Origin of the sequence: Amycolatopsis sp. NPDC048633 (assembly GCF_040650695.1) — a bacterium.
In the GTDB taxonomy this organism is placed as follows: domain Bacteria; phylum Actinomycetota; class Actinomycetes; order Mycobacteriales; family Pseudonocardiaceae; genus Amycolatopsis.
In genome coordinates, this window is sequence record NZ_JBEZHS010000001.1 from 927,686 (window position 1) to 948,166 (window position 20,481).

The following is a 20,481-nucleotide window of genomic DNA, read 5'->3' on the forward strand; positions in this document are numbered from 1 at the left end:
GCCGACCACACCCCTGAGTCCGTGAATGGACCCGACCCCGAAAGGCCTCTCTCCGTGAACAGCACGCCCGACCCGTCCACGAACACCCCGGCCGACGCGCCCGTGAACGCCACCGGCGACGACACCGTGAACACCGACCCGGCCGCCACCGACACCGCCACCACCCGGGCCGGGAACGTCGTCCCGATCCGCCCCGACACCGCCCGCACGCCTGAGGAGATCCCGGAGCAGGACCGGCCCGCCGTCGACGACGACGCGGAGCCCGGCGCGGTCGTCCGGCTGGTCGACCCGCCCGCGACGAAGGCGACGTGGTGGGAGGCCGCCGGCAACGCCACCGCCCGGCCGCTGGTCGCGCGCTGGCTGACCTCGGCCGAAGAGTTCCGCTCCCGCGCCCGGTTCCTGGTCCGCTACGCCGCCCACACCTTCGCCTTCCACGCGCTGCGGGTGCCGGTGTACGTGCCGACCGCGTTCCTGCGCTCGTTCGGCGCCATCGGACGCCTGATCGTCCGGGTCCGGGCGTGGGTGTACGACGCGGAGTCCCACCCGGTCCGCATGAACGCCCGCGACCGCTCCGACGCGGAGCTGTACATGAAGCTGCGCGAGATCCGCAACGAAACCGTGCGCCACCGGCTGGGACCTGTGATGTTCGCCGTGGTCGTGCTGCTGGCCATCGTCTATCTGTGCATCACGTTCGTGACGCCGTTCTGGAACTGGACCGCCCTGGTCGTCGCGATGACACTCGTGGGCTGGTGGGGCGCACCGGCGGACAAGCCGGTCGCCGGCCGCGCCGTGGACGCGGTCAAGACACCCAAGCTGACGTCGTCGATGATCGAGGACGCGCTCTGCTCGCTGGGCATCGGTGGCCTGAACCAGGCCTACGCCAAGGGCAAGCGCATCGAGTTCCCGAACCCGATCGCCCGCGACGGCGACGGCTGGCGCGCCGACGTCGACCTGCCCTTGGGTGTCACGGCCGGCGACATCATCGCCAAGCGCGACGAGCTGTCCTCCGCTTTGCGCCGCCAGATCGGTTGCGTGTGGCCCGAGGGGGACGCGAAGGTCCACGAAGGACGGTTGGTGCTGTGGGTCGGGGATACCGACATGTCCAAGGCCAAGCAGAAGCCGTGGCCGCTGGCCAAGCCGGGCGCGACGGTCGACCTGTTCAAGGCCCAGCCGTTCGGCACCGACCAGCGCGGCCGCTGGGTGCCCATCACGCTGATGTTCGCGTCCATGGTGATCGGCGCGGTCCCGCGCATGGGCAAGACGGTCACGCTGCGGGAACTGCTGCTGATCGCCGCCTTGGACCCGCGCGCGGTGCTCTACGCCTACGACCTCAAGGGCACCGGTGACCTCTCGCCGCTGGGGCAGTGCGCGCAGGCCTACGGCGTGGGCGATGACCCCGAGGACATCGAACGCATGGTGGTGGAGATGCGGGAGCTGCGGGAGGAGATGCGCCGCCGCACCAAGGTGATCCGCAACCTGCCGGAGTCGGTGTGCCCGGACAACAAGGTCACCCCGGAGCTGGCCGCGCGCAAGGACTTGCGGCTCGCGCCGATCGTGGTCGGGGTCGACGAGTGCCAGGTGTGGTTCGAGCACCCCGAGCACGGCGAGGAGCTGGAGGAGATCTGCACCGACCTGGTCAAGCGCGGCCCCGCCTTGGGGATCACGCTGATCCTGGCCACGCAGCGCCCGGACGCGAAGTCGCTGCCCACCGGCATCTCCGCCAACGCCATCCTCCGGTTCTGCCTCAAGGTCATGGGGCAGCAGGCCAACGACATGGTGCTCGGCACCAGCCAGTACAAGTCCGGTGTCCGCGCCACGATGTTTGCCCGCTCCGACCGGGGTATTGGCTACCTCGCCGGGGAAGGCGACGACGCGCAGATCGTCCGCAGCGTCTACAAGGACGCCACCGACGCCAAGAAGATCGCCGCCGGCGCCCGGGTACGGCGGGAAGCTCTCGGCAACATCACCGGCTACGCCGCCGGCGAGGCCGTCGACGTCGAGGCCGCGCGGCTGGACCCGCTGGACGACACCATCGCGGTGTTCGCCCGGGGCGAGGACAAGCTCTGGTCCGACGCCATCGTGACCCGGCTCGCCGAGCTGCGGCCCGGCCAGTACCGGGGCTGGACCGCGCAGAACCTCGCCACCGCGCTCAAGCCGTACGGCGTCAAGCCCAAGCAGGTGTGGAGTACCGACCCCGACACCGGCAAGGGAGCCAACCGCAACGGCTACACCCGCGACGCCCTCACCACCGCCAAGAACAACCGAGCGTAACCAGTCGCAGAGGCTAGGGGCGGTGCGCGTGCTAGACCGGACCGCCCCTAGACCTAGACCCCTCCTCTAGACACCCGCAGCGGTCGTGACCAGCGCACTAGCGCCCTAGGCCCACCTCGCTCCGACCTGCGGAAACACCCAGAAAACCAGGCTAGCGCCCTCGCCGCCCGGCCCTAGCCCTGGCTGAACACGCCCACACACCGTCACCCCGTGTGACCGACGTGAGGATCTGCCTTGACCACGCACACCACCGCCGCCGGCCCGGCCACCCGGGTCACCGTCCCCTTCACCGAGTACCGCGCGCTCACCCTCGACGCCGCCGCCTGGCGACTGCTCAACACCAGCCCGCACGTCGCGGAACTTCTCGCCGAATGGATCGAGTGGGACCGTCGCCGCACGCTGCGGGAGACGTCCAACGCCGTGTCGGCCGCCGCCGACTGGCGGGCCCTCGCCGCCGCGCCGACCTACGCCGAACTCGCCTGCCGCCGCGCCGTCGTCACCCGGCCCGCCCTGACACCGCGCCAGATCCGCGAACAGGCCGCCACGTCCTGGGCGCGAGTCGAGGCCTGGATCGCCACGCGAGAGGCCGCCTGATGACGACCACTGTCCACACCGGAGCTATGACCGTGCTGGGGCTGTTCTCCGGCATCGGCGGCCTCGAACTCGGACTCGAACGGGCCGGGATGACCACCGTGGGACAGGTCGAACTCGACCCGTTCTGCCGCACCGTCCTGCAACGACACTTCCCGGAGGTCCCGCGTCATGACGACGTCCGCACCGCAGTCCCGTGGTGGCACTCCCAAGCCCGGCCCCGGGTGGACGTCGTCGCCGGTGGGTTCCCGTGCCAACCGGTCAGCAACGCCGGACTCATGCTCGGAGAACGTGACCCGCGGTGGCTCTGGCCGGCGATGGCCGACGTCGTCGCCGACCTCCGACCCAGCTGGGTCGTGTGGGAGAACGTGCCCGGTCTGCGGACCCGAGGACTCCGGACTGTTCTCGCTGACCTCGATCGTCTCGGGTACCGATGCCGCGTCGGCACGCTCAGCGCTTGTGCCGTGGGTGCCCCACACCTGCGACGCCGCCTGTTCGGCGTGGCCCACGCCCACAGCCTCCGATGCCACCGGCGGCCCGGGAACCTCCGGCCGCACCGGGGGCCTGAACTTGCGCACCGCTCTCGGTGGGCCGTCGAACCCGACGTGGGTCGAGTGGCTTATGGGGTTCCCCGAGGGCTGGACCGACGTCGCGCCCTCGGCAACGCCGTCGTCCCCGACGCCGCCGAACGACTCGGACGCCTGATCCTCGCCACCCACCACGCCGCGCTCGTCCCCGCCGCTGCCGCCTGAACCACTGTCCAGAAAGGCCCAGCACGCATGACCACCACCGAACCCACCCCAGACGCCACCCGACCCGGCGCGACGCTCCTGGACGACCTGCGGGCCGCGCTCACCCGATACGTGGCCCTGCCAAATCCCGAGACCGCCGACGCCGTCGCCCTGTGGATCGCCGCCACCCACGCCCAACCCGCGTGGGCGCACGCGCCCCGGCTGGTGATCCGCGCGCCGGAGAAGCGCTGCGGAAAGTCCCGGCTGCTCGACATCGTGGAAGCCACCTGCCACAACCCGTTCATCACGGTCAACAGCTCTCCGGCTGCTGTCTACCGGTCGGTGTCCGAGGACCCGCCCACCCTGCTCGTGGATGAGGCGGACACGATCTTCGGGCCGAAAGCCGAGGGCAACGAGGACTTGCGCGGGCTGCTCAACGCCGGTCACCAGCGCAACCGGCCGGCCAAGCGCTACGACGCCACCAATCAGCGCGTCGAGTCCATCCCCACGTTCGCCATGGCCGCGCTCGCCGGGATCGGCGCGATGCCGGACACCATCGAGGACCGGGCGGTCATCGTGCGAATGCGCCGCCGCGCCCCCGGCGAAAGCGTTGACCCGTACCGGCACCGCCGGGACCGGCCCGCGCTGCGAGTGCTCGCCGACGACCTGCGCGCGTGGCTGCGCGCCGACCTGTCCACATTGGAAGCCGCCGAACCGGAGATGCCCGTGGAAGACCGCGCAGCCGACACCTGGGAACCGCTCGTGGCTGTCGCCGACCATGCCGGCGGCGGCTGGGGTGACCGCTCCCGCTCCGCCGTGCTCGCCCTCACCGCTACCGCAGAGGAAGACGACGGCAACTCCGACCGTCAGCGGCTGCTCGTCGACTGCCGGACCGCGTTCGGGGACGAGACCGCGTTGCCCACGGCCGAATTGCTGCACCGGCTGCGGGCTATGGAGGAGTCGCCGTGGCGCGAGTACGGCGCGACCGGGCTCACCGCCATGAGGCTCGGGACGCTGCTCAAGGAGTACGGCATCCGGTCGGACACTATGCGCTTTCCCGGTACAGGGCAGGCCAAGGGCTACCGCCGTGCGGACTTCGCTGACTCGTGGGATCGCTACTGCTCAGAGCCGCCGTCCAAACGTGACGGCGAGGCCGCCGGGGGAGCTATTCCGCTCCGCCGGGCGCGGTCGGCCTGACACCCGCTGGGCGGGGTAGCCGTACCAGCCGTACCAGCCTCATTTTCGCAGGTCAGTCCTGGTACGGCTCCCTCGCCTGGTACGGCTCAAGCCGTACCACCGCAACCGTCTTGGTACGGCTCAAGTCGTACCACAAAACTAAGCCGTACCGCACCTGACCAGGCAAAACGAGGCTGGTACGGCTGGTACGGCTTACCCCCTCAGCACCGACAACCGACCACCAGACCCGAGGAGAGCCCATGCGCATCGCCGCCACCGACAGCACGACCCGAAGGGCTCACCACCAATGGCTACCGCCAACGACATCGCCCAGCTTGCCGCCGGTCTCGCTCAGCTCGCCGAACGCCTCGCGGCCCACAACGCCGACGACGCGCGGCCGGCACCCCGGCCTCTGCCACCTCGCGTGCTCCTGACTGTCGAAGAGGCCGGGGAACGGCTCGGCATCGGCCGCACGACCGCCTACAGCCTGGTCCGTTCCGGCGCGTTGGAGTCCGTCCGCATCGGTCGACTCCGCCGCATCTCCGTATCCGCTATCGACGCGTTCGCCGCCCGCTTGGTCGCCGGTTCGGCCGGCGAGGCCGCCGCCTGAGGAAGGACTTTTAATGGCTAGGAAGAAGCGCCCCGAAGGCACGCGCGCTCCGAACGGCGCGAGCAGCGTCTACTTCAGCAAAAGCGACGGACACTGGCACGGCCGTGTGACGGTCGGTCGCAAGGACAACGGGAAGCCGGACCGCCGTCACACCATGTCCAAGGATGAGGCCAAGGTCCGGAACAAGGTGCGGGAGTGGGAGAACGAGCGCGACGAAGGGCGCGTGCGGAAGGCTGGGCAGAACTGGACTGTCGAATCTTGGCTGACCCACTGGCTTGAGAACATCGTCGCGCCACCGACCATCACTGAGAACGCGTGGGACGCATACGAGGTGGCGTGCCGAGTTCACCTCATCCCGGGCGTGGGTGCACACCGTCTCCAGCGCTCACACACGGGCGACAGGCTGGAACCTGATCACCTGGAGAAGCTCTACCGCAAGATGATGCGTGAGGGGTCCGCCGCCGGCCGGGTGCATCAGGTTCACCGCACCATCCGTACCGCGCTCAAGGAAGCCAAGAAGCGCAAAATCATCACGGACAACCCGGCGGAACTGGCTCGTGCCCCGAAGATGGAGGAGCAGGACTACGAGCCGTACGACGTCGACGAGATCCAGCGCATCCTGGAAACCGCCGGGCGTAGGCGAAACAGCGCCCGGTGGGCTATCGCCCTCGCGTTGGGTCTCCGCCAGGGTGAGGCCTTGGGGATCCAGTGGCCCGACGTGAACTGGGATCGCTGGGACCGAGCGTGCAAGAAGCACAAGTCCCCGTTCTGTGCCGAGTGCTTCGAGCGCCACACACCCGAAATCGGCGTGCGACGGAACCGGCTCCGGCCGAAGTACAAGCACGGTTGCTCGAAACCGTGCGGCCGGAAGTTCGCCGGGTACTGCCCGCAGCGCGTCTCGACGCGCCGGGAGACCGCGCCTACGAAGTCGCGGGCCGGTAAGCGGTACATCGGGCTGCCCAAGCAACTCGCGCTGCTGCTGGTGCGGCACCAAGCGGCCCAGGCCCAGGAACGCGCCCTGGCGGCCGACCTCTGGGAGGAGACCGGCTACGTCTTCACCAAGCCGACCGGTCAACCGCTCGTGCCCAACACCGACTACCACCACTGGAAGGAGCTGCTGCGCGACGCCAAGGTGGGAGAGCGGCGGCTTCACGACGCCCGGCACACCGCCGCGACGGTGCTCCTGCTGCTTGAGGTCCCGGAGCGGACCGTCATGTCCATCATGGGGTGGTCCAGCACGGCCATGGCCGCGAGGTACCAGCACGTGACCGACCGAATCAGGCGGGGCGTGGCCGGCCGGGTCGACGGGCTGATCTGGGCAGCGCCGGACGACGTGGCGGACGACGGCGACGAGACGCCGGAGGTGGCCTAACGAGGGGCGAATGAGACTAGAACTGAGACTAAGACGGAAAACGCCGGGTGTCCCGAAGTGGGGCACCCGGCGTTTTGCCTGATCAAACGGCGGAGGATACAGGATTCGAACCTGCGAGGGCGTGAACCCAACACGCTTTCCAAGCGTGCGCCTTAGGCCGCTCGGCCAATCCTCCGCAGGAGACGATACCGGATGGCTGTCCGGGGACCTGAAGGTGGGTCTCAGCCGTTGGTGGCGGGCGGTGCGGCCACGACGTCGGCCACCACGCACGTGATGTTGTCCGGGCCGCCGCCTTCGTTGGCCAGGCGGATCAGCTCCGGGATCACGTCGGCCGGGTCCGGGATCGCCGCCAGGACGTCGCGCAGGGTGGGCTCGTTCACCGGGCCGCTGAGGCCGTCCGAACAGAGCAGGTACCGGTCGCCCGGCTTCGCGGTGAACGTCCAGATGTCGGGGTCGCTGGAACCCGTCGTCTGCAACGCCTTCATCAGCAGCGAACGCCGCGGGTGTGAGTCCGCGTCCTCGGCCGCGACCCGGCCGTCCTCGACCAGGGCCTGGACGAGCGTGTGGTCGCGGGTCAGCCGGCGCAGGCCGCCTTCGCGCAGCAGGTAACCGCGGGAGTCGCCGACGTGGGCCGCTGCGAACTCGACGCCGTCGAACATCAGTGCCGTCAGTGTCGTGCCCATGCCGACGGTCGCCGGCTCGTTCGAAGCGACTTCCGTCAGTCGCTGGTCGATCGACTTGACCACGCCGGCCAGTGTCGCGGCCAGGTCGACGCCCGTGAGGTCCACCCGCCGGAGGTCGACGTCGAGCTCGCGCACCACGTCGACCGCGGTCGCGCTGGCGACTTCGCCGTGCGGCTGGCCGCCGATGCCGTCGGCGACGGCGAGCAGGCGGGAACTCGCGTAGAGCGAGTCCTCGTTGATCTTGCGTCGCCTGCCGACGTCCGACCCCGCGGCGTACCGCAGGACGTACCGATCGTGTGTCATGCTCCCATGAAAGCATTGGTTGACTGAGTTCACAAGCAAGTCGGCTGAATGGAGCACTCTCCGATAGAGTTCCCGCCATGGACGACGACGCCACGGTCAGCGCGGCCGACATCGCGCGGCTCGCCGGGGTCGGCCGGGCCGCGGTGAGCAACTGGCGTCGTCGCTACCCGGACTTCCCGCCGCCCGTCGGCGGCACCGCGTCGAGCCCGCTGTTCGGCCTGTCCGCCGTCGCCGGCTGGTTCCGCGCCCGGGGCAAGAAGTTCGAGCTGTCCGCCGGTGAACGCGCGTGGCAGCGCCTGCGTGCCCTGGGCGACGACCTCGACCTCGCCGAGCGCGTGAGCCGCGCGGGCGCCTTCTTCGCTTTCCAGGCCGGGATCTTCGACACCTTCGACAGCAAGCTCGACGACCCCGAATTGCTCACCCTGCTCAGTGAGATGACGCACCGGGCCGGGCCGGTCGAGTCGTTCGAACTGTTGTGCCGCCGGTACTTCGAAGCGCATTCGCGGCGGTTGTCGGCCACGCCGGAGCCGGTCGCCGAGCTGATGGCCCGGCTCGCCGGCCCGGTCTCGGCGATCCTCGACCCCGCCTGCGGCTTCGGCGCGCTCGCGCTGGCGAGCGGCGCGAAAACCGTGCTGGGCCAGGACAGTGACCCGATGACGGCGTCGATCGCGATGCTGCGGCTGAGGCTGCGCGGCATCGAGGCCGACGTTTACGCGGTCGACGCGCTGCGCGAAGACGCCTTCGCCGGCCGGACCGCCGAGGCCGTGCTGTGCGACCCGCCGTTCAACGAACGGGCCTGGGGACACGACGAACTCGTCGGCGACGCGCGCTGGGAGTACGGCCTGCCGCCGCGCGGTGAACCCGAGCTCGCCTGGGTGCAGCACTGCCTCGCCCACGTCGAACCCGGTGGCCCGGTGGCGATCCTGATGCCGGGCGCGGCGGCCGGGCGGCGCAGCGGGAAGCGCATCCGCGGCAACCTGCTGCGCGCGGGCGCGGTCCGCGCGGTCGTCACGCTGACGCCGGCCGGCCCCGACCTCTGGCTGCTGCGGCGGCCGGTGCCTGGGCAGCGTCCGCCGTCCACCGTGCTGCTGGCGGAGGCGGGTGACGAGCTGTCCACAGTGGACGAGATGTGGCGGGAGTTCCGCGAGCACCCCGAATCCGGTGTCCGGATCATCGACCTGCTCGACGACGACGTCGACCTCACGCCGGCCCGGCGCCGCGGCCGGGACGAGGACCTCGGCCAGGCTTTCCAGGCCGTGCGGGGCCGGTTCGCCGAACTGGCGCCGCGGCTGCCGACGCTCGAAGCCGCCGACACCGAACCGGCGTTCACGACGATCGGCGAGCTGGTCAAGGCGGGGGTCGTCGAGGTCAGGCACGCGGCCCGCGCCGACGCCGAGCACCCCACGGCCGACGCGGGCGACGTCGTCGCGTCCGTGACCGGGATCGCGTACGTCCACAGTGGACCATCGGAGCCGGTCGGCGCCGGGCTCACCGTGTACCGCGTCGACCCGGACCGGCTGGACGCGGACTTCCTGGCCGGGTGCCTGCGCGCGGCCGACCTGCCCGCCGCCTCCGCGTCGACGCGCATCGACGGCAGGCGCGTGCGGATCCCGCGGGTCGCGATCGGCGTCCAGCGCGAGTACGGCGAGGTCTTCCGGCGCCTCGCCGAGTTCGACGCCGTCCTGCGCGAGACGGCGGAAACGGGCCGTGAGCTGGTCCGGCTAGGCTTCGCGGGACTTGTCGAAGGACGGCTCATCCCGGGCCGATAGGGGAACGGATGCTGATCGCCGACCGCTACGAGCTCGACGAGCTGCCGCTCGGGCGCGGCGGGATGGGCGCGGTGCACGGCGGGCACGACCGCAGGCTGGGCCGGCGCGTGGCGATCAAGCTGCTCAGGCTGCCGGGCCGCGACGAAGAGCTCGAAGCCCGCTTCGCCCGCGAAGCACGGATCCTGGCGACGCTCGACCACCCCGGCGTGCCGACGCTGTACGACTACGGCACCCACGACGACCGGTTGTTCCAGGTCATGCAGTTCGTCGACGGCGTGACGGTGGCCGACCTGCTCGCCGAGCACGGGCCGCTGCCGGTGCCGTGGGCCGCGGCGATCGCTGCGCAGACGTGCGCGGTGCTGACGGCCGCCCACGCGCTCGCGGTGTGCCACCGCGACCTCAAGCCGTCCAACCTGATGCTCGGGCCGGACGGCGGCGTCAAGGTGATGGACTTCGGGCTCGCGGTGCTCCGCGAAGCCGACGCCGCGCAGTTCACGCGGGCCGGGCAGCTGCTGGGGACGCCGTCGTACATGGCGCCCGAGCAGATCCAGCGGGGCGGCGCCGAACCGCGAAGCGATCTGTACGCGCTGGGGTGCGTGCTGCACGAAATGCTCACCGGGCAGCGGCTCTTCGACGGGCCCACCGCGTACGCCGTGTTCGAGCGGCAGGTCAAGGAGCTGCCGCCGCCGGTGCCGGGGCTGCCGAAGCCGCTCAACGCCCTGCTCGCCGAGATGCTGGCGAAGGACCCGGAAGCGCGACCGCCCGGGGCGGCCGCGCTGTACGAGCGGCTCGGCGCGTTCGTCGGCGGGCTGCCGCCGCTGCCGGGGTTCCTGGTGCCGCCGTCGGTGCCCAGCCCGGGCCGGATGTACGCCCGGATGCTGGGGCGCGTCAGCGGCTGAGCGCCGCCGGCCGCTGGTCGGCGAGCGGCAGGCCGCGCCGCTGGATGCGGGAGTAGGTCGTCGCGTTCTGCACGGCGATGCTGACGCCCAGGGTGAGCGCGATCGACGCCGTGGTCAGCGGGCCGGCGACGCCGAGCGCGGTGCCCAGCGCGACCAGCCCGACCCGCACCGCGATGGTCAGCAGCCACAGCCCGACGGTGACGGCCGAGCCCTTCTGGAAGGTCGTGCCGTCGCGCTCGGTGAGCGTCGTGGTGGCACTGCGCAGGACCCCGAGCCCGGCGAGGACGACGAGGTCGGCGCCGAGCAGCCCGACCTCGGCGGGCGACGCACCGGGCAGGGCCTTCGCGGCGAGGTAGCCGCCGACGGCGACCAGGATCAGCGGCATCACGACCAGCGACTTGCGGTCGAGCAGCGTGCCGCGGACCTGCTTGTAGACGACCTTGTAGAGGACGTAGGCGGCGATGACCACGTAGAGCAGGACGTTCGCTGCGCTGGGCATTTCGGGGCTCCTTGGCTTTCGAGGTGCTCCCAGCTTCGGCGAACGGCGGCCCGGTTTCGTCGGCTTGGGGATCGGGCCCGGGTGGATCTCCGGCTCAACCCGGGGGTTGAGGCGCGACCTGTCCCAGACCGCTTCCGGACGTCTTGAACGACTCGTTCATGGCGTCGGACGAGGTGAAAGGGTCGTTCACGACACCTGAGGCGGCGCAAGCGACGGGTTGTACGGCGAAACGATCACCGTGGGTTCATCATCTACCCAAATCGTGACCTTCCCGGACGAACCTCGAACGGGTGACCGCCGTCTTTACGGGTGTCCACAAGCGATGATCGAACATGGGGGTAACGGATCGTGAAGAGGCTTCTGGCGGGAGCGGCCGCGCTGGCCACCGCGTTCGTGCTGACCGCCTGCTCCGGGGGTGGGGCGGCGTCCGGGGGGCCGAACGCCGGCGGCGGGGCTGTCGCCGCGGCCGGGTCCGGGGGCGGGGCGCCGACCACGTCGAGCACCACCGCGGCTCCCACCACGACCAGCGCCACCCCGACGCCGACGCCGACGCCCTCGACCACGAAGCCGGCGCCGACCAGCACCACGGCCAAGCCGAAGCCCAAGCCGAAGCCGGCGGCTCCGGCGAGCGACCCGGGCGTCCCGTGCGCCGCCGCGGCTGCCGCGTCGGGTACCGCCGCCTGCGTCGACCTCTCCGCGCACAAGGCGTGGATCCTCCAGGGCGGCAAGGTCGTCTACGGGCCGGTGCCGATGCTGCCGGGTCGCAAGGGCTACGCGACGCCGACCGGCACGTTCCGCGTCCTCTCCAAGGAGAAGATGCACCTGTCGAAGGAGTTCGACAACGCGAAGATGCCGAACTCGGTCTTCTTCTACCCGGGCGACGCCTTCCACACCGGCAGCCTGTCGGTGTACTCGCACGGCTGCATCCACCTGTCGGCGGGCGCGTCCCTGAAGTTCTTCAACACCTTGCACGTCGGTGACGTCGTGCAGGTTGTCCCGTAATCACTGACCGGTCAACACGGGCAGTAGGTCACAAACAGATAAATTCACTCGGCCGAGTGCAACTGGCCCCCCTGCTCAGGCGATAAGTGATCGCTTGGGAAGGGGGGCCAAATGGCCTTGGGAAAGCTAAGAGCACTACGTCACGCTCTCGTGGCGGCGGTGCTGACAGGGGCGATGCTGCCCGTCGTGTCCACGGGGGTGGCGACGGCAGCAACAGCACTTCCGCAGGGGTTCGTCCTGCGGGACACCAGCACCGGGCTGGGGAACTACCAGCTCACCGATTTCGCGTACCTGCCGGACCAGTCCGTTCTCGCCACGGCGAAGAACGGCCGCGTCCAGTGGGTCCCGGCCACCGGGACACCGCGGACGATCGCGACGCTGGCGACGCGGGAGATCAGTGACCTGGGACTGGTCGGGCTGGCCGTCGCGCCGGACTACGCGACGTCGCACACGATCTACCTGACGCGGTCGCTCAACGTCGGCAACAGCTTCGTCATGCGGCTGTCGAAGTTCACGGTGACCGTGGACGCGGACGGCGCGCCGGCCGGGCTGTCCGGCGAACAGCCGATCTTCGAGGTGCCGGGCTTCTACGACGTCCACGGCATCAACGGCGTCATCGCCGCCGCCGACGGGACGCTCTGGATGTCCATCGGGGACAACGGCGACTTCACGAAGGTCGACTCGGGCGCGCTGCGCGCCCAGGACATCAACCAGCCCTACGGCAAGGTCCTGCACCTGGCCGCCGACGGGAAGGGCGTGCCGGGCAACCCGTACTACGACGCGGCCAACCCGGCGTCGACCGCGAGCAAGGTGTTCGCGCGCGGGTTCCGCAACCCGTTCCGGTTCACCATCGACCAGAACCTCGGCCTGCCGGTCGCCGGCGACGTCGGCTGGAACAACTGGGAAGAGGTCGACGTCGTCCAGCGCGGCGGCAACCAGGGCTGGCCCTGCTGGGAAGGCAACCACGCGACCCCGGGCTACAGCGCGCTCGCGGGCTGCGCCGGCGTGGCGAACCAGGCGCCGATCTTCGAGTACCAGCACGGCAACGGCGCCATGCAGGGCAACAGCGTCACCGGCGGGATCGTCTACAACGGATCCAGCTACCCGGCGTCCTACCGCGGTTCGTACTTCTTCGGCGACTACGTGACGCACAAGATCTGGACGATGCGCTACGACGACCAGGGCAAGCTCACGCAGGCCCCGGAGAACCCGCCGAAGTTCACCGACATCGGCGGCCCGACGAAGTTCGCGGCGGCGCCGAACGGCGACATCGTCTACGCCGACATCCTCACCGGCACCCTGCGGCGGCTGAGCTACTCGGCCAACAACACCGCGCCGGTGGCGAAGGCCACGACGACGACCGATCCGGACACCCGCACCGTGTCGTTCGACGGCTCCACGTCGGTCGACTACGACGGCGACCTGCTGAAGTACGACTGGGACTTCGGTGACGGGACCACGGTCGCCGACGCCGGCCCGGCGGTGAACCACGCCTACGCGGCGGGCACCGAGTCGTTCACCGCGAAGCTGACGGTCCGGGACCCGCTGGGGTCCACCGGCACGACCACCATCGCGGTCGCGCCCGGCAACCACACCCCGCAGCTCGCGGTGACCACGCCCGGGGACTCCGCGACGTTCGCGGTGAACCAGGAGGTCGGCCTGAGCGCCACCGCGACGGACGCCGAGGACGGCACGCTGCCGATCACGTGGACCACCGCGGTCCGGCACTGCCCGAGCGAGGCGACCTGTCACTCGCACCCCGGCGTCGGCGGCACCGGGACGAGCTTCGCGCAGCCGTTCACCGAGCACCCGGACTCCCGGATGGAGTTCACCGCGACGGTGACCGACAGCGCGGGCGTCACGACGTCCAAGACGTACACTGCGATGCCGCGCCAGCACCGGATCACCCTGCTCAGCACGCAGCCCGCGGCGCTGAGCATCCCGGTCGAAGGCGGCGTCAACTCGGCGCTCGTGACCGAGGGTGCCCGCTTCGACGTCGAGGCCGCGCCGCTGGGCACCGACGGCGTCTCGAAGTTCGCCGGCTGGCAGGACGGTCCGACGGAGACGAAGTGGATCGTCACGGTCGGCACGGGCGACATGACGCTGACGGCGAACTACGACACCCCGATCGACCAGCGCTACAACGCCGACCCGGCGTTGCGGACGAAGCTCGGGGCGGCGACGGGGACCGAGGTCACCGACGGTCCGGTCCACTACCGGACCTACGCCAATGGTCGCCTCTACTGGAGCGCGGTCGGCGGCACGAGGGTTCTCACCGGTCCGGTGCTGGACAAGTACCTCGCGCTGGGCGGCCACGGCTTCTTCGGCCCGCCGACGGCCGACACGGCGGTGACCCCGGACGGCGTCGCGCAGTACGGCCACTTCGTGAACAACGGCAACGTCGGGTCGATCTACTACACGGCCGCGACGGGCGCGCACGCGCTCTACGGCGAGATCCGGAAGAAGTGGGCGGCACTCGACTACGAGCGCGGCCTCGGCTACCCGACGACCGACGAGCTCGGCACGCCGGACGGCGTCGGCCGGTACAACCACTTCATCAAGGGCACCAACGTCGGTTCGATCTACTTCTCCCCGGCGACGGGTGCGCAGGCGATCTACGGTGAGATCCGGAAGAAGTGGGCGGCGTACGGGTACGAGCGTGGCCTGGGCTACCCGACGACCGACGAGCTCGGTACCCCGGACGGCGTCGCCCGGTACAACCACTTCAGTCTCGGTGGCTCGATCTACTTCTCCCCGGCGACGGGCTCGCACGTGGTGCAGGGCGAGATCCGCAAGCGCTGGGGGGTGCTCGGCTGGGAGCGGTCGTACCTCCGCTACCCGACGACGGACGAGTACGTGACGAACGGGGTGTACCGCAGCGACTTCCAGGGCGGCTACATCACGTTCACGCCGGCGACGGGAGCGGTCGACCACCATTGGTGACGGGTGTTCGAAGGCAGTGAACGAAACAGGCGCGGGCCGTCTCCGGAATCCGGAGGCGGCCCGCGCCGCGTCGCTCGTGGGGCCGGTCAGGAGCGCAGGTCCGCCGGTGTCGTCCCGGCCGACGTCAGCGGCAGCCCGAGCGCCACCCGCTCGGTCAGCCACGGACTCGGCCGGTACCGCGGATCCCCGGTGGTCGTGGCCAGGCCGCGCAGGATCCGCAGCACGATGTCGCCGCCCACCAGGTCTCCCCAAGCCAGCGGGCCGCGCGGGTACCCGAGGCCCAGCCGGACCGCCGTGTCGATGTCCCCCGGGGACGCCAGGTTCTGGCCCGCGATGAAGCACGCCGTGTTGACGATGGACGCCAGGAGGCGCTGGGCGATCGGGGCCGGGCCGTCGCGGACCACCGTCACCGGCTGGCCCGTCGCGGCCAGGGCGCCCCAGGCCGCGCGGCCCACCGCCGGGTCGAGGCCCGGGTGGACCGACAACGTCAGGCGTCGCTCGTAGCCGCCGAGGGGGTCGACGCCGGCAACGCGGGCCAGCGGCAGTCCCGTGCGGGTGGCCGCGTCCACTGTGGACTCGCCGTAGAGCGGGACGAGCAGGACCGCGTCCGGGTACGCGTCCGACACCACCTGCACGCCGGCCGCCGACAGCAGCCGGCCCAGGTGCTCGTCCGCCGTGAACACCGGGCTCGACGGCTTCGGCGGCGCCGGCGGCTCCTCGACGACCTGCTGCTTCCCGTCGACGTAGGAGTAGAAGCCCGAACCGTTCTTGCGCCCGAACAACCCGGCGGCGACCCGCGGCCGCGTCAGCCACGACGGCCGCAGCCGCGGTTCGCCGTGGAAGCCGCTCCAGATGCTCTCCAGCACCGCGTGGGACACGTCGAGGCCGGTCAGGTCGAGCAGCTCGAACGGCCCGAGCTTCAGGCCGAGCACGTCCCGCGCGACGCGGTCGACGTCGGCGGGCTCGCCCAGCGCCTCGGCGAGGATCTGCAGGGCCTCGGTGTTCAGGCCACGCCCGGCGTGGTTGACCAGGAAGCCCGGCGCGTCCTTCGCCAGCACCGGCTCGTGGCCCCAGCTCTTGACCAGTTCGAGGGCTTCGCCGGGCAGCCAGTCGTGCGTGCGCGTGCCCGGCACCACCTCGACCAGGCGCATCAGCGGCACCGGGTTGAAGAAGTGCAGGCCGATCAGCCTGCCGGGGTCGGCCAGCTCGGCGGCGATCTCGGTGACCGACAGCGAGCTGGTGTTCGTCGCGAAGATCGTCTCCTGTGGACAGACGCGCTCGAGGCCGGCGAACAGGGCCCGCTTCGTCTCGACGTCCTCCCGCACGGCTTCGACGACGAGGTCGACGCCGTCCGCGGGCGCGTCGGGCGCGTCCACCGGGACCAGCCGGTCCTTGACCGCCTGCGGGTCGTCGAGCTTGCCCTTCGCGGCCAGCTTGTCGACCATCCCGCCGACGTACTCGATCGCTTCGGCGACGGCCTCGCGCCGGACGTCGGCCAGCTCGACGGTCACCCCCGCGGTCGCGGCGAGCTGGACGATCCCGCGGCCCATCACCCCGGTCCCGATCACCCGGATCCTGCCGACCTTCCCGGCCCACCCCGTCACGTCGCCTCCGCCTTCCCGCCGATGTCGTCGCGCCGACGGTACCGTCTCGGCCGTGACGGGGAAGCGGCTGACGCGGGCGGAAAGCCGCGAACGGACGAAGGAGCGGCTGCTCGCGGCGGCCGCCGAGCTGTTCGCCGAGCGCGGGGTCAACGGCACGTCGGTCGAGCAGATCGCCGAACGCGCCGGGTACACGCGCGGGGCGTTCTACGGCAACTTCGAGGACAAGCACGAGCTGGTCGTGGCGTTGCTGGCCCAGCGCCGCTCGCGGGAAGCGGTGGAGGTGGCCGCGCTCGAGGGTGACGTCATGGCGCGGCTGAAGGAGTGGCACGCGGCGCGCGCGGAGCACCTGCCCGAGTGGTTCGCGCTGCGCACCGAGCTGACGCTGTACGCGCTGCGCAACCCGGACGCGCGGCCGTCGGCGGGGGAGAACGAGCGCGCGGCGCGGGAACTGATCGAGACGGGCGTGCGGGCGACGTTCGCCGCTCGCGGTGTCGAGCCGCCGGCCGATCCGGCGTTCCTCGCGCTGATCATCCACGCGCTGGAGGACGGCTTGCTCCGGCAGCGGTACCTGAGCCCGGAGGGCACGAGTGACACCGTGATCGCCGACGCCGTCGAGCTGCTGCTGCGGACCTGGCTGCGCTAAAGGCCGACGAACTCCGCCATCCGCTTCGCCGAGTGGGCGAAGAACTCGTCGGCCGGGTCGACGCTGCCGACGTACTGGCCGAACAGGTCGAAGTTGATCGCCCCGAACAGCTGCGTCCACGCCATGATCAGCCGGGTCACGGTCTCGGGTCCGGCGATGATCCCGAGGACCTTCGTGAGCGTCTCGGCCTGGGCGCGCAGCTCGGAGGAGACGGCGCCGTCGACCGCCCGCAGCTCGGTGTGCGTGAGCACCTTGACCAGGGCGAGCGCGACGCGGGCCGCCGGCGCGACGGTGTCCTGCGGGGCCTGGTAGCCGGGGATCGGGGAGCCGTAGATCAGCGCGTACTCGTGCGGGTGCGCGCGGGCCCAGTCGCGTGTCGCGTGCCAGATCGCGAGCCACCTCTCGCGGGGGGCGCCCTTGCCCGGGTCGGCCTGTTCGGCTGCCTCGCCGATCGCGTTGTAGGCGTCGACGATCAGGTCGGTCAGCAGCCGGTCGCGGCTGGGGAAGTACCGGTACAGCGCGGACGACACCATGCCCAGCTCCCGCGCCACCGCGCGCAGCGAAAGCCCGTGCGCGCCGACCTCGGCGAGCTGGCGGCGGGCTTCGTCCTTGATCTCCTGGGTGAGTTCGGCGCGGGCACGTTCGCGCGCGGTCCGGGTCGCGGTCATGAGGATCAGTGTGCCATGACGAGAGCGCCGCACAAAATAGAGAGCAGTGCTCTTGACAGTGCGTGCGAGTGGGTGTTCACTGCTCTTAACCGAGAGCACTGCTCTCCCGGATCGTCGGAGGACACCATGACTGCCGCCCGCTACATCGAGCCGAAGAAGGCCACCAACGCGTTCAACGAGGCCGTCGCGAAGCTGACCCGGATGGGCTTCAGCGTCTGGGGCAGCCGGGTGCTGACCGTCGTCGGCCGCAAGAGCGGCGAGCCGCGGTCCGTGCCGGTCAACCTGCTGACCGTCGACGGCGTGCGCTACCTCGTCGCCCCGCGCGGCGAGACGCAGTGGGTGCGCAACCTGCGGGCCGCCGGCCAGGGCACGCTGCGCGTCGGCAAGCGCGTCGAGGAGTTCACCTTCCGCGAGCTGGGCGACGACGAGAAGCCCGGCATCCTGCGCGCCTACCTCAAGCGCTGGAAGTTCGAGGTCGGCGTGTTCTTCGACGGCGTCGACGCCAAGGCCTCGGACGAGAAGCTGCGCGAGATCGCGCCCGGCTACCCGATCTTCGAGATCTTCACGAAGTAGGTTTGCGCCGCTTGGTCAGGTTCGCGGCGACCAGGACCACGCCGACCAGGAACGCGACGAGCCCGATCAGGAACCACAGCTTCTGGCCGGTCATGAAGCTGCCGGTGATGACGCCGATGCCCTGCAGCACCCAGACGGCGCCGACGAGCACGAGCACTACCCCGACCGCGAAGGTGATCCAGCGCCTCATGCGGCCAGTCTAGGCAGGTCGCTCGCCCGGGACGAGTTCGTGGCGGTAGGCGTAGACGACAGCGTGCACGCGGTCGGGTAACCCGAGCTTCGAAAGCACCCGCGACACGTGCGTCTTCACGGTCTCCTCGCCGACGTGCAGCTGCCGCGCGATCTCGGCGTTGCTGCAGGCGTTGGCGATCAGCAGCAGGACCTCCCGTTCGCGGGAGGTGAGCCGGGCCAGCTCGGGCGGTTCGGCGGCCGCGGGTTCGAGCACCGAGGCGAACTTCGCGACCAGCCGCCGCGTCACCGACGGGTCGATCAGCGCGTCGCCGCGCGCGGCCACCCGCATCGCGGCGACCAGCTCCTCCGGCGCCAGGCTCTTCAGCAGGAACCCGCTCGCCCCGGCGCGCAGCGCGCGGTAGACGTACTCGTCGGCGTCGTAGGTCGTGAGCACGAGGACGCGGGTGTCGTTGCCCGGCGCGGCGAGGATCGCCTCGGTCGCGGCGAGGCCGTCGAGACGGGGCATCCGGACGTCGAGGACCGCGACGTCCGGACGCAGGCGCGCGGTCTCGGCGACGGCTTCGCGACCATCGGACGCCTCGCCGACGCAGGTGAAGTCGGGCTGCGTGTCGAGCAGCGCGCGCATCCCGGAGCGGAACATCGCGTGGTCGTCGGCCAGCAGGACGCGGATCATGTGCTCTCCACCGGGAAGGTCGTGCGCAGCTGCCAGTGCTCGCCGGTCTCGCCGTAGGAGACCTGGCCGCCGAACAGGGTGACGCGCTGGCGGATCCCCGCCAGGCCGCGGTGCGCGTGTTCGTGCTGGCTCGTGCGGCCGGGACGCAGGTTGTTGGTCACGGTGAGCACGACTTCGGTGCGGCCGTGGTTCAGCTCGACGTCGACCGGGCCTTCGCCGTGGCGCAGCGCATTGGTCAGGGCTTCCTGGGCGATCCGGTACAGCGCGACGTCGAGCGAGCCGGGGAGCTCGCGAGGTTCGCCGCGCAGGGTCAGCCGGGTCGGCAGGCCGGCCGCGCGGACGGTCTCGACCAGCTCGTCGAGGTTGTCGAGACCGGGCTGGGCGGCCGTTTCTTCGGCGTGCAGGAGGTCGAGCAGCCGGCGCAGGTCGGCCATCGCCGAGCGGCTGGCGGACTCGACCGCGCCGAGCGACTTCCGCACGGGCGAGTCGCCGTCGGGCAGGCCGAGCCGGGCCGCGCCGGCGTGCACGCCGATGGCGCTGACGTGGTGGGAGATGACGTCGTGGAGGTCGCGCGCGATGGTCGTGCGCTCCTCGGTGACGGCTCTTCGGACGGCTTCTTCTTCGTGCTGGCGGCGTTCGTCCGTCGCCCGCTCGAGATCGGCGATGTAGGCGCGCCGGGCGGTCGTGTACCGGCCGACCAGCCACGGCAGCAGCCCGCTGACGCTGACGCTGATGGCGATCAGCCGCCAGTCGGCGGCGGTGCGCCCGCCGCCTTCGATGCACCCGGCGACGACGCCGGCGATCAGGGCGAGGAGCGCGAGGACGGCGGGTTTGGGGCGGAGCCAGGCGCCGGCCCGGTAGCCGGCGATGAGGATGCCGGCGTTGTTGCCGACGACGTACCCCTGGCAGGTGCAGAGCAGGAGCGGCGAAGAGGCGAAGAGGAGGGCGTGCGCGAGGGCGACCCAGCCGGAGTACCGGGCGGGGCCGGCGAGGGCGGCGTTGACGGCGACCCCGGCGAGCAGGACGGCCCAGGCACGCCAATCGGCCACGACCCCTGCTTCACTTCCGCCGATCGGCCCGCGGAGGGTGAAGAGGGCGGCGTCGCAGACGACGCAGACCAGCGCGACCAGCAGCGACTGGCGCCGCAGGGATCCGCTGATGTCGTGCACCCCCGCAACTCTGCCCTAGTCGGCGGGCGCGGTGGGCGGGAACGCCCCGATGCGCGGGAGGGGTACGCGGCACCGGGGCGCTCCCTGGACGGGAGGGGCAGCGGGTCGGG

The 20,481-nt window shown here is 71.1% G+C and carries 19 protein-coding genes and 1 tRNA gene; 12 read left to right on the forward strand and 8 right to left on the reverse strand.

Features of this window, described 5'->3' with window-relative positions; all coding sequences use genetic code 11:
* Nucleotides 1–54 precede the first annotated feature (54 nt).
* From AB0C38_RS04690 to AB0C38_RS04715, 6 genes are all read left to right on the forward strand, one after another.
* A complete protein-coding gene (locus AB0C38_RS04690) occupies nt 55–2,271 on the forward strand; it encodes an FtsK/SpoIIIE domain-containing protein (RefSeq protein ID WP_360666426.1) in 2,217 nt (738 codons plus the stop codon).
* Nucleotides 2,272–2,505: 234 nt separating this feature from the next.
* Nucleotides 2,506–2,865 carry a hypothetical protein gene (locus tag AB0C38_RS04695; protein ID WP_360666429.1) on the forward strand — a complete coding sequence of 120 codons (360 nt, stop codon included), beginning with the start codon at nt 2,506–2,508 and terminating at the stop codon, nt 2,863–2,865.
* The gene (locus tag AB0C38_RS04700; RefSeq protein ID WP_360666432.1) at nt 2,865–3,614 is read left to right on the forward strand and encodes a DNA cytosine methyltransferase; all 750 of its coding nucleotides are present in this window, start codon (nt 2,865–2,867) and stop codon (nt 3,612–3,614) included. Before AB0C38_RS04695 ends, AB0C38_RS04700 begins: the two co-directional genes overlap by 1 nt.
* 27 nt (nt 3,615–3,641) lie before the next feature.
* Complete coding sequence (locus tag AB0C38_RS04705) at nt 3,642–4,790, forward strand: DUF3631 domain-containing protein (protein ID WP_360666435.1); 1,149 nt, start codon at nt 3,642–3,644, stop codon at nt 4,788–4,790.
* A gap of 286 nt (nt 4,791–5,076) precedes the next feature.
* Entirely contained in the window at nt 5,077–5,379 is a 303-nt protein-coding gene (locus tag AB0C38_RS04710; RefSeq protein WP_360666438.1) for a helix-turn-helix domain-containing protein, read from the forward strand.
* A 13-nt stretch (nt 5,380–5,392) separates the two neighbouring features.
* Nucleotides 5,393–6,751 (forward strand): site-specific integrase, encoded by a 1,359-nt coding sequence (locus tag AB0C38_RS04715; RefSeq protein ID WP_360666441.1) that lies wholly within the window; start codon nt 5,393–5,395, stop codon nt 6,749–6,751.
* A 90-nt stretch (nt 6,752–6,841) separates the two neighbouring features.
* Here AB0C38_RS04715 and AB0C38_RS04720 read toward each other — a convergent pair.
* Both AB0C38_RS04720 and AB0C38_RS04725 read right to left on the reverse strand, forming a co-directional pair.
* Nucleotides 6,842–6,926: transfer RNA gene (locus tag AB0C38_RS04720), tRNA-Ser, on the reverse strand.
* Nucleotides 6,927–6,972: 46 nt separating this feature from the next.
* Nucleotides 6,973–7,737, reverse strand: a complete 765-nt coding sequence (locus AB0C38_RS04725) for a protein phosphatase 2C domain-containing protein (RefSeq protein ID WP_360666444.1) — start codon at nt 7,735–7,737, stop codon at nt 6,973–6,975.
* A gap of 77 nt (nt 7,738–7,814) precedes the next feature.
* Between AB0C38_RS04725 and AB0C38_RS04730 the strand changes: the two genes are divergently transcribed.
* Nucleotides 7,815–9,506, forward strand: a complete 1,692-nt coding sequence (locus tag AB0C38_RS04730) for an N-6 DNA methylase (protein ID WP_360666447.1) — start codon at nt 7,815–7,817, stop codon at nt 9,504–9,506.
* 8 nt (nt 9,507–9,514) lie between these two features.
* The gene (locus tag AB0C38_RS04735) at nt 9,515–10,405 is read left to right on the forward strand and encodes a serine/threonine-protein kinase (protein WP_360666450.1); all 891 of its coding nucleotides are present in this window, start codon (nt 9,515–9,517) and stop codon (nt 10,403–10,405) included.
* Here AB0C38_RS04735 and AB0C38_RS04740 read toward each other — a convergent pair.
* Nucleotides 10,395–10,904 carry a hypothetical protein gene (locus AB0C38_RS04740; RefSeq protein ID WP_360666452.1) on the reverse strand — a complete coding sequence of 170 codons (510 nt, stop codon included), beginning with the start codon at nt 10,902–10,904 and terminating at the stop codon, nt 10,395–10,397. The two genes, AB0C38_RS04735 and AB0C38_RS04740, sit on opposite strands and share 11 nt — an antisense overlap.
* A gap of 348 nt (nt 10,905–11,252) precedes the next feature.
* Here AB0C38_RS04740 and AB0C38_RS04745 point away from each other — a divergent pair, with 348 nt between their 5' ends.
* Together AB0C38_RS04745 and AB0C38_RS04750 are read left to right on the forward strand one after the other, a co-directional pair.
* Entirely contained in the window at nt 11,253–11,906 is a 654-nt protein-coding gene (locus AB0C38_RS04745; RefSeq protein WP_360666454.1) for a L,D-transpeptidase, read from the forward strand.
* Nucleotides 11,907–12,017: 111 nt separating this feature from the next.
* Nucleotides 12,018–14,849, forward strand: coding sequence for a PQQ-dependent sugar dehydrogenase (locus AB0C38_RS04750; RefSeq protein ID WP_360666457.1), 2,832 nt, complete (start codon nt 12,018–12,020; stop codon nt 14,847–14,849).
* A gap of 86 nt (nt 14,850–14,935) precedes the next feature.
* On the opposite strand, the gene AB0C38_RS04755 is transcribed toward AB0C38_RS04750, so the two are convergent.
* Nucleotides 14,936–16,453, reverse strand: a complete 1,518-nt coding sequence (locus AB0C38_RS04755) for a 3-hydroxyacyl-CoA dehydrogenase (RefSeq protein WP_360666460.1) — start codon at nt 16,451–16,453, stop codon at nt 14,936–14,938.
* A gap of 52 nt (nt 16,454–16,505) precedes the next feature.
* Here AB0C38_RS04755 and AB0C38_RS04760 point away from each other — a divergent pair, with 52 nt between their 5' ends.
* Complete coding sequence (locus AB0C38_RS04760; protein ID WP_360666463.1) at nt 16,506–17,096, forward strand: TetR/AcrR family transcriptional regulator; 591 nt, start codon at nt 16,506–16,508, stop codon at nt 17,094–17,096.
* Here AB0C38_RS04760 and AB0C38_RS04765 read toward each other — a convergent pair.
* Nucleotides 17,093–17,764 (reverse strand): TetR/AcrR family transcriptional regulator, encoded by a 672-nt coding sequence (locus AB0C38_RS04765; protein WP_360666466.1) that lies wholly within the window; start codon nt 17,762–17,764, stop codon nt 17,093–17,095. The genes AB0C38_RS04760 and AB0C38_RS04765 overlap by 4 nt on opposite strands.
* Nucleotides 17,765–17,890: 126 nt before the next feature.
* Here AB0C38_RS04765 and AB0C38_RS04770 point away from each other — a divergent pair, with 126 nt between their 5' ends.
* The gene (locus AB0C38_RS04770) at nt 17,891–18,337 is read left to right on the forward strand and encodes a nitroreductase family deazaflavin-dependent oxidoreductase (RefSeq protein WP_360666468.1); all 447 of its coding nucleotides are present in this window, start codon (nt 17,891–17,893) and stop codon (nt 18,335–18,337) included.
* On the opposite strand, the gene AB0C38_RS04775 is transcribed toward AB0C38_RS04770, so the two are convergent.
* The 3 genes from AB0C38_RS04775 to AB0C38_RS04785 are packed head-to-tail and all read right to left on the reverse strand — an operon-like array spanning nt 18,327 to nt 20,371.
* On the reverse strand, nt 18,327–18,527 hold the full coding sequence (locus AB0C38_RS04775; RefSeq protein WP_360666471.1) for a hypothetical protein: 201 nt from the start codon (nt 18,525–18,527) through the stop codon (nt 18,327–18,329). The genes AB0C38_RS04770 and AB0C38_RS04775 overlap by 11 nt on opposite strands.
* 9 nt (nt 18,528–18,536) lie before the next feature.
* Nucleotides 18,537–19,202: a response regulator transcription factor gene (locus tag AB0C38_RS04780; RefSeq protein ID WP_360666474.1), complete on the reverse strand. Its 666-nt coding sequence runs from the start codon at nt 19,200–19,202 to the stop codon at nt 18,537–18,539.
* Nucleotides 19,199–20,371 (reverse strand): histidine kinase, encoded by a 1,173-nt coding sequence (locus AB0C38_RS04785; RefSeq protein WP_360666477.1) that lies wholly within the window; start codon nt 20,369–20,371, stop codon nt 19,199–19,201. The genes AB0C38_RS04780 and AB0C38_RS04785 overlap by 4 nt, the downstream gene beginning before the upstream one ends.
* Between the last annotated feature and the right edge of the window lie 110 nt (nt 20,372–20,481).

Coding starts and splice junctions, on each gene's coding strand:
- AB0C38_RS04780 (WP_360666474.1), bottom strand. CDS start 19,202: ATGATCCGCGTCCTGCTGGCCGACGACCACGCGATGTTCCGCTCCGGG.
- AB0C38_RS04765 (WP_360666466.1), bottom strand. CDS start 17,764: ATGACCGCGACCCGGACCGCGCGCGAACGTGCCCGCGCCGAACTCACC.
- AB0C38_RS04770 (WP_360666468.1), top strand. CDS start 17,891: ATGACTGCCGCCCGCTACATCGAGCCGAAGAAGGCCACCAACGCGTTC.
- AB0C38_RS04700 (WP_360666432.1), top strand. CDS start 2,865: ATGACGACCACTGTCCACACCGGAGCTATGACCGTGCTGGGGCTGTTC.
- AB0C38_RS04705 (WP_360666435.1), top strand. CDS start 3,642: ATGACCACCACCGAACCCACCCCAGACGCCACCCGACCCGGCGCGACG.
- AB0C38_RS04715 (WP_360666441.1), top strand. CDS start 5,393: ATGGCTAGGAAGAAGCGCCCCGAAGGCACGCGCGCTCCGAACGGCGCG.
- AB0C38_RS04710 (WP_360666438.1), top strand. CDS start 5,077: ATGGCTACCGCCAACGACATCGCCCAGCTTGCCGCCGGTCTCGCTCAG.
- AB0C38_RS04775 (WP_360666471.1), bottom strand. CDS start 18,527: ATGAGGCGCTGGATCACCTTCGCGGTCGGGGTAGTGCTCGTGCTCGTC.
- AB0C38_RS04730 (WP_360666447.1), top strand. CDS start 7,815: ATGGACGACGACGCCACGGTCAGCGCGGCCGACATCGCGCGGCTCGCC.
- AB0C38_RS04740 (WP_360666452.1), bottom strand. CDS start 10,904: ATGCCCAGCGCAGCGAACGTCCTGCTCTACGTGGTCATCGCCGCCTAC.
- AB0C38_RS04750 (WP_360666457.1), top strand. CDS start 12,018: ATGGCCTTGGGAAAGCTAAGAGCACTACGTCACGCTCTCGTGGCGGCG.
- AB0C38_RS04735 (WP_360666450.1), top strand. CDS start 9,515: ATGCTGATCGCCGACCGCTACGAGCTCGACGAGCTGCCGCTCGGGCGC.
- AB0C38_RS04725 (WP_360666444.1), bottom strand. CDS start 7,737: ATGACACACGATCGGTACGTCCTGCGGTACGCCGCGGGGTCGGACGTC.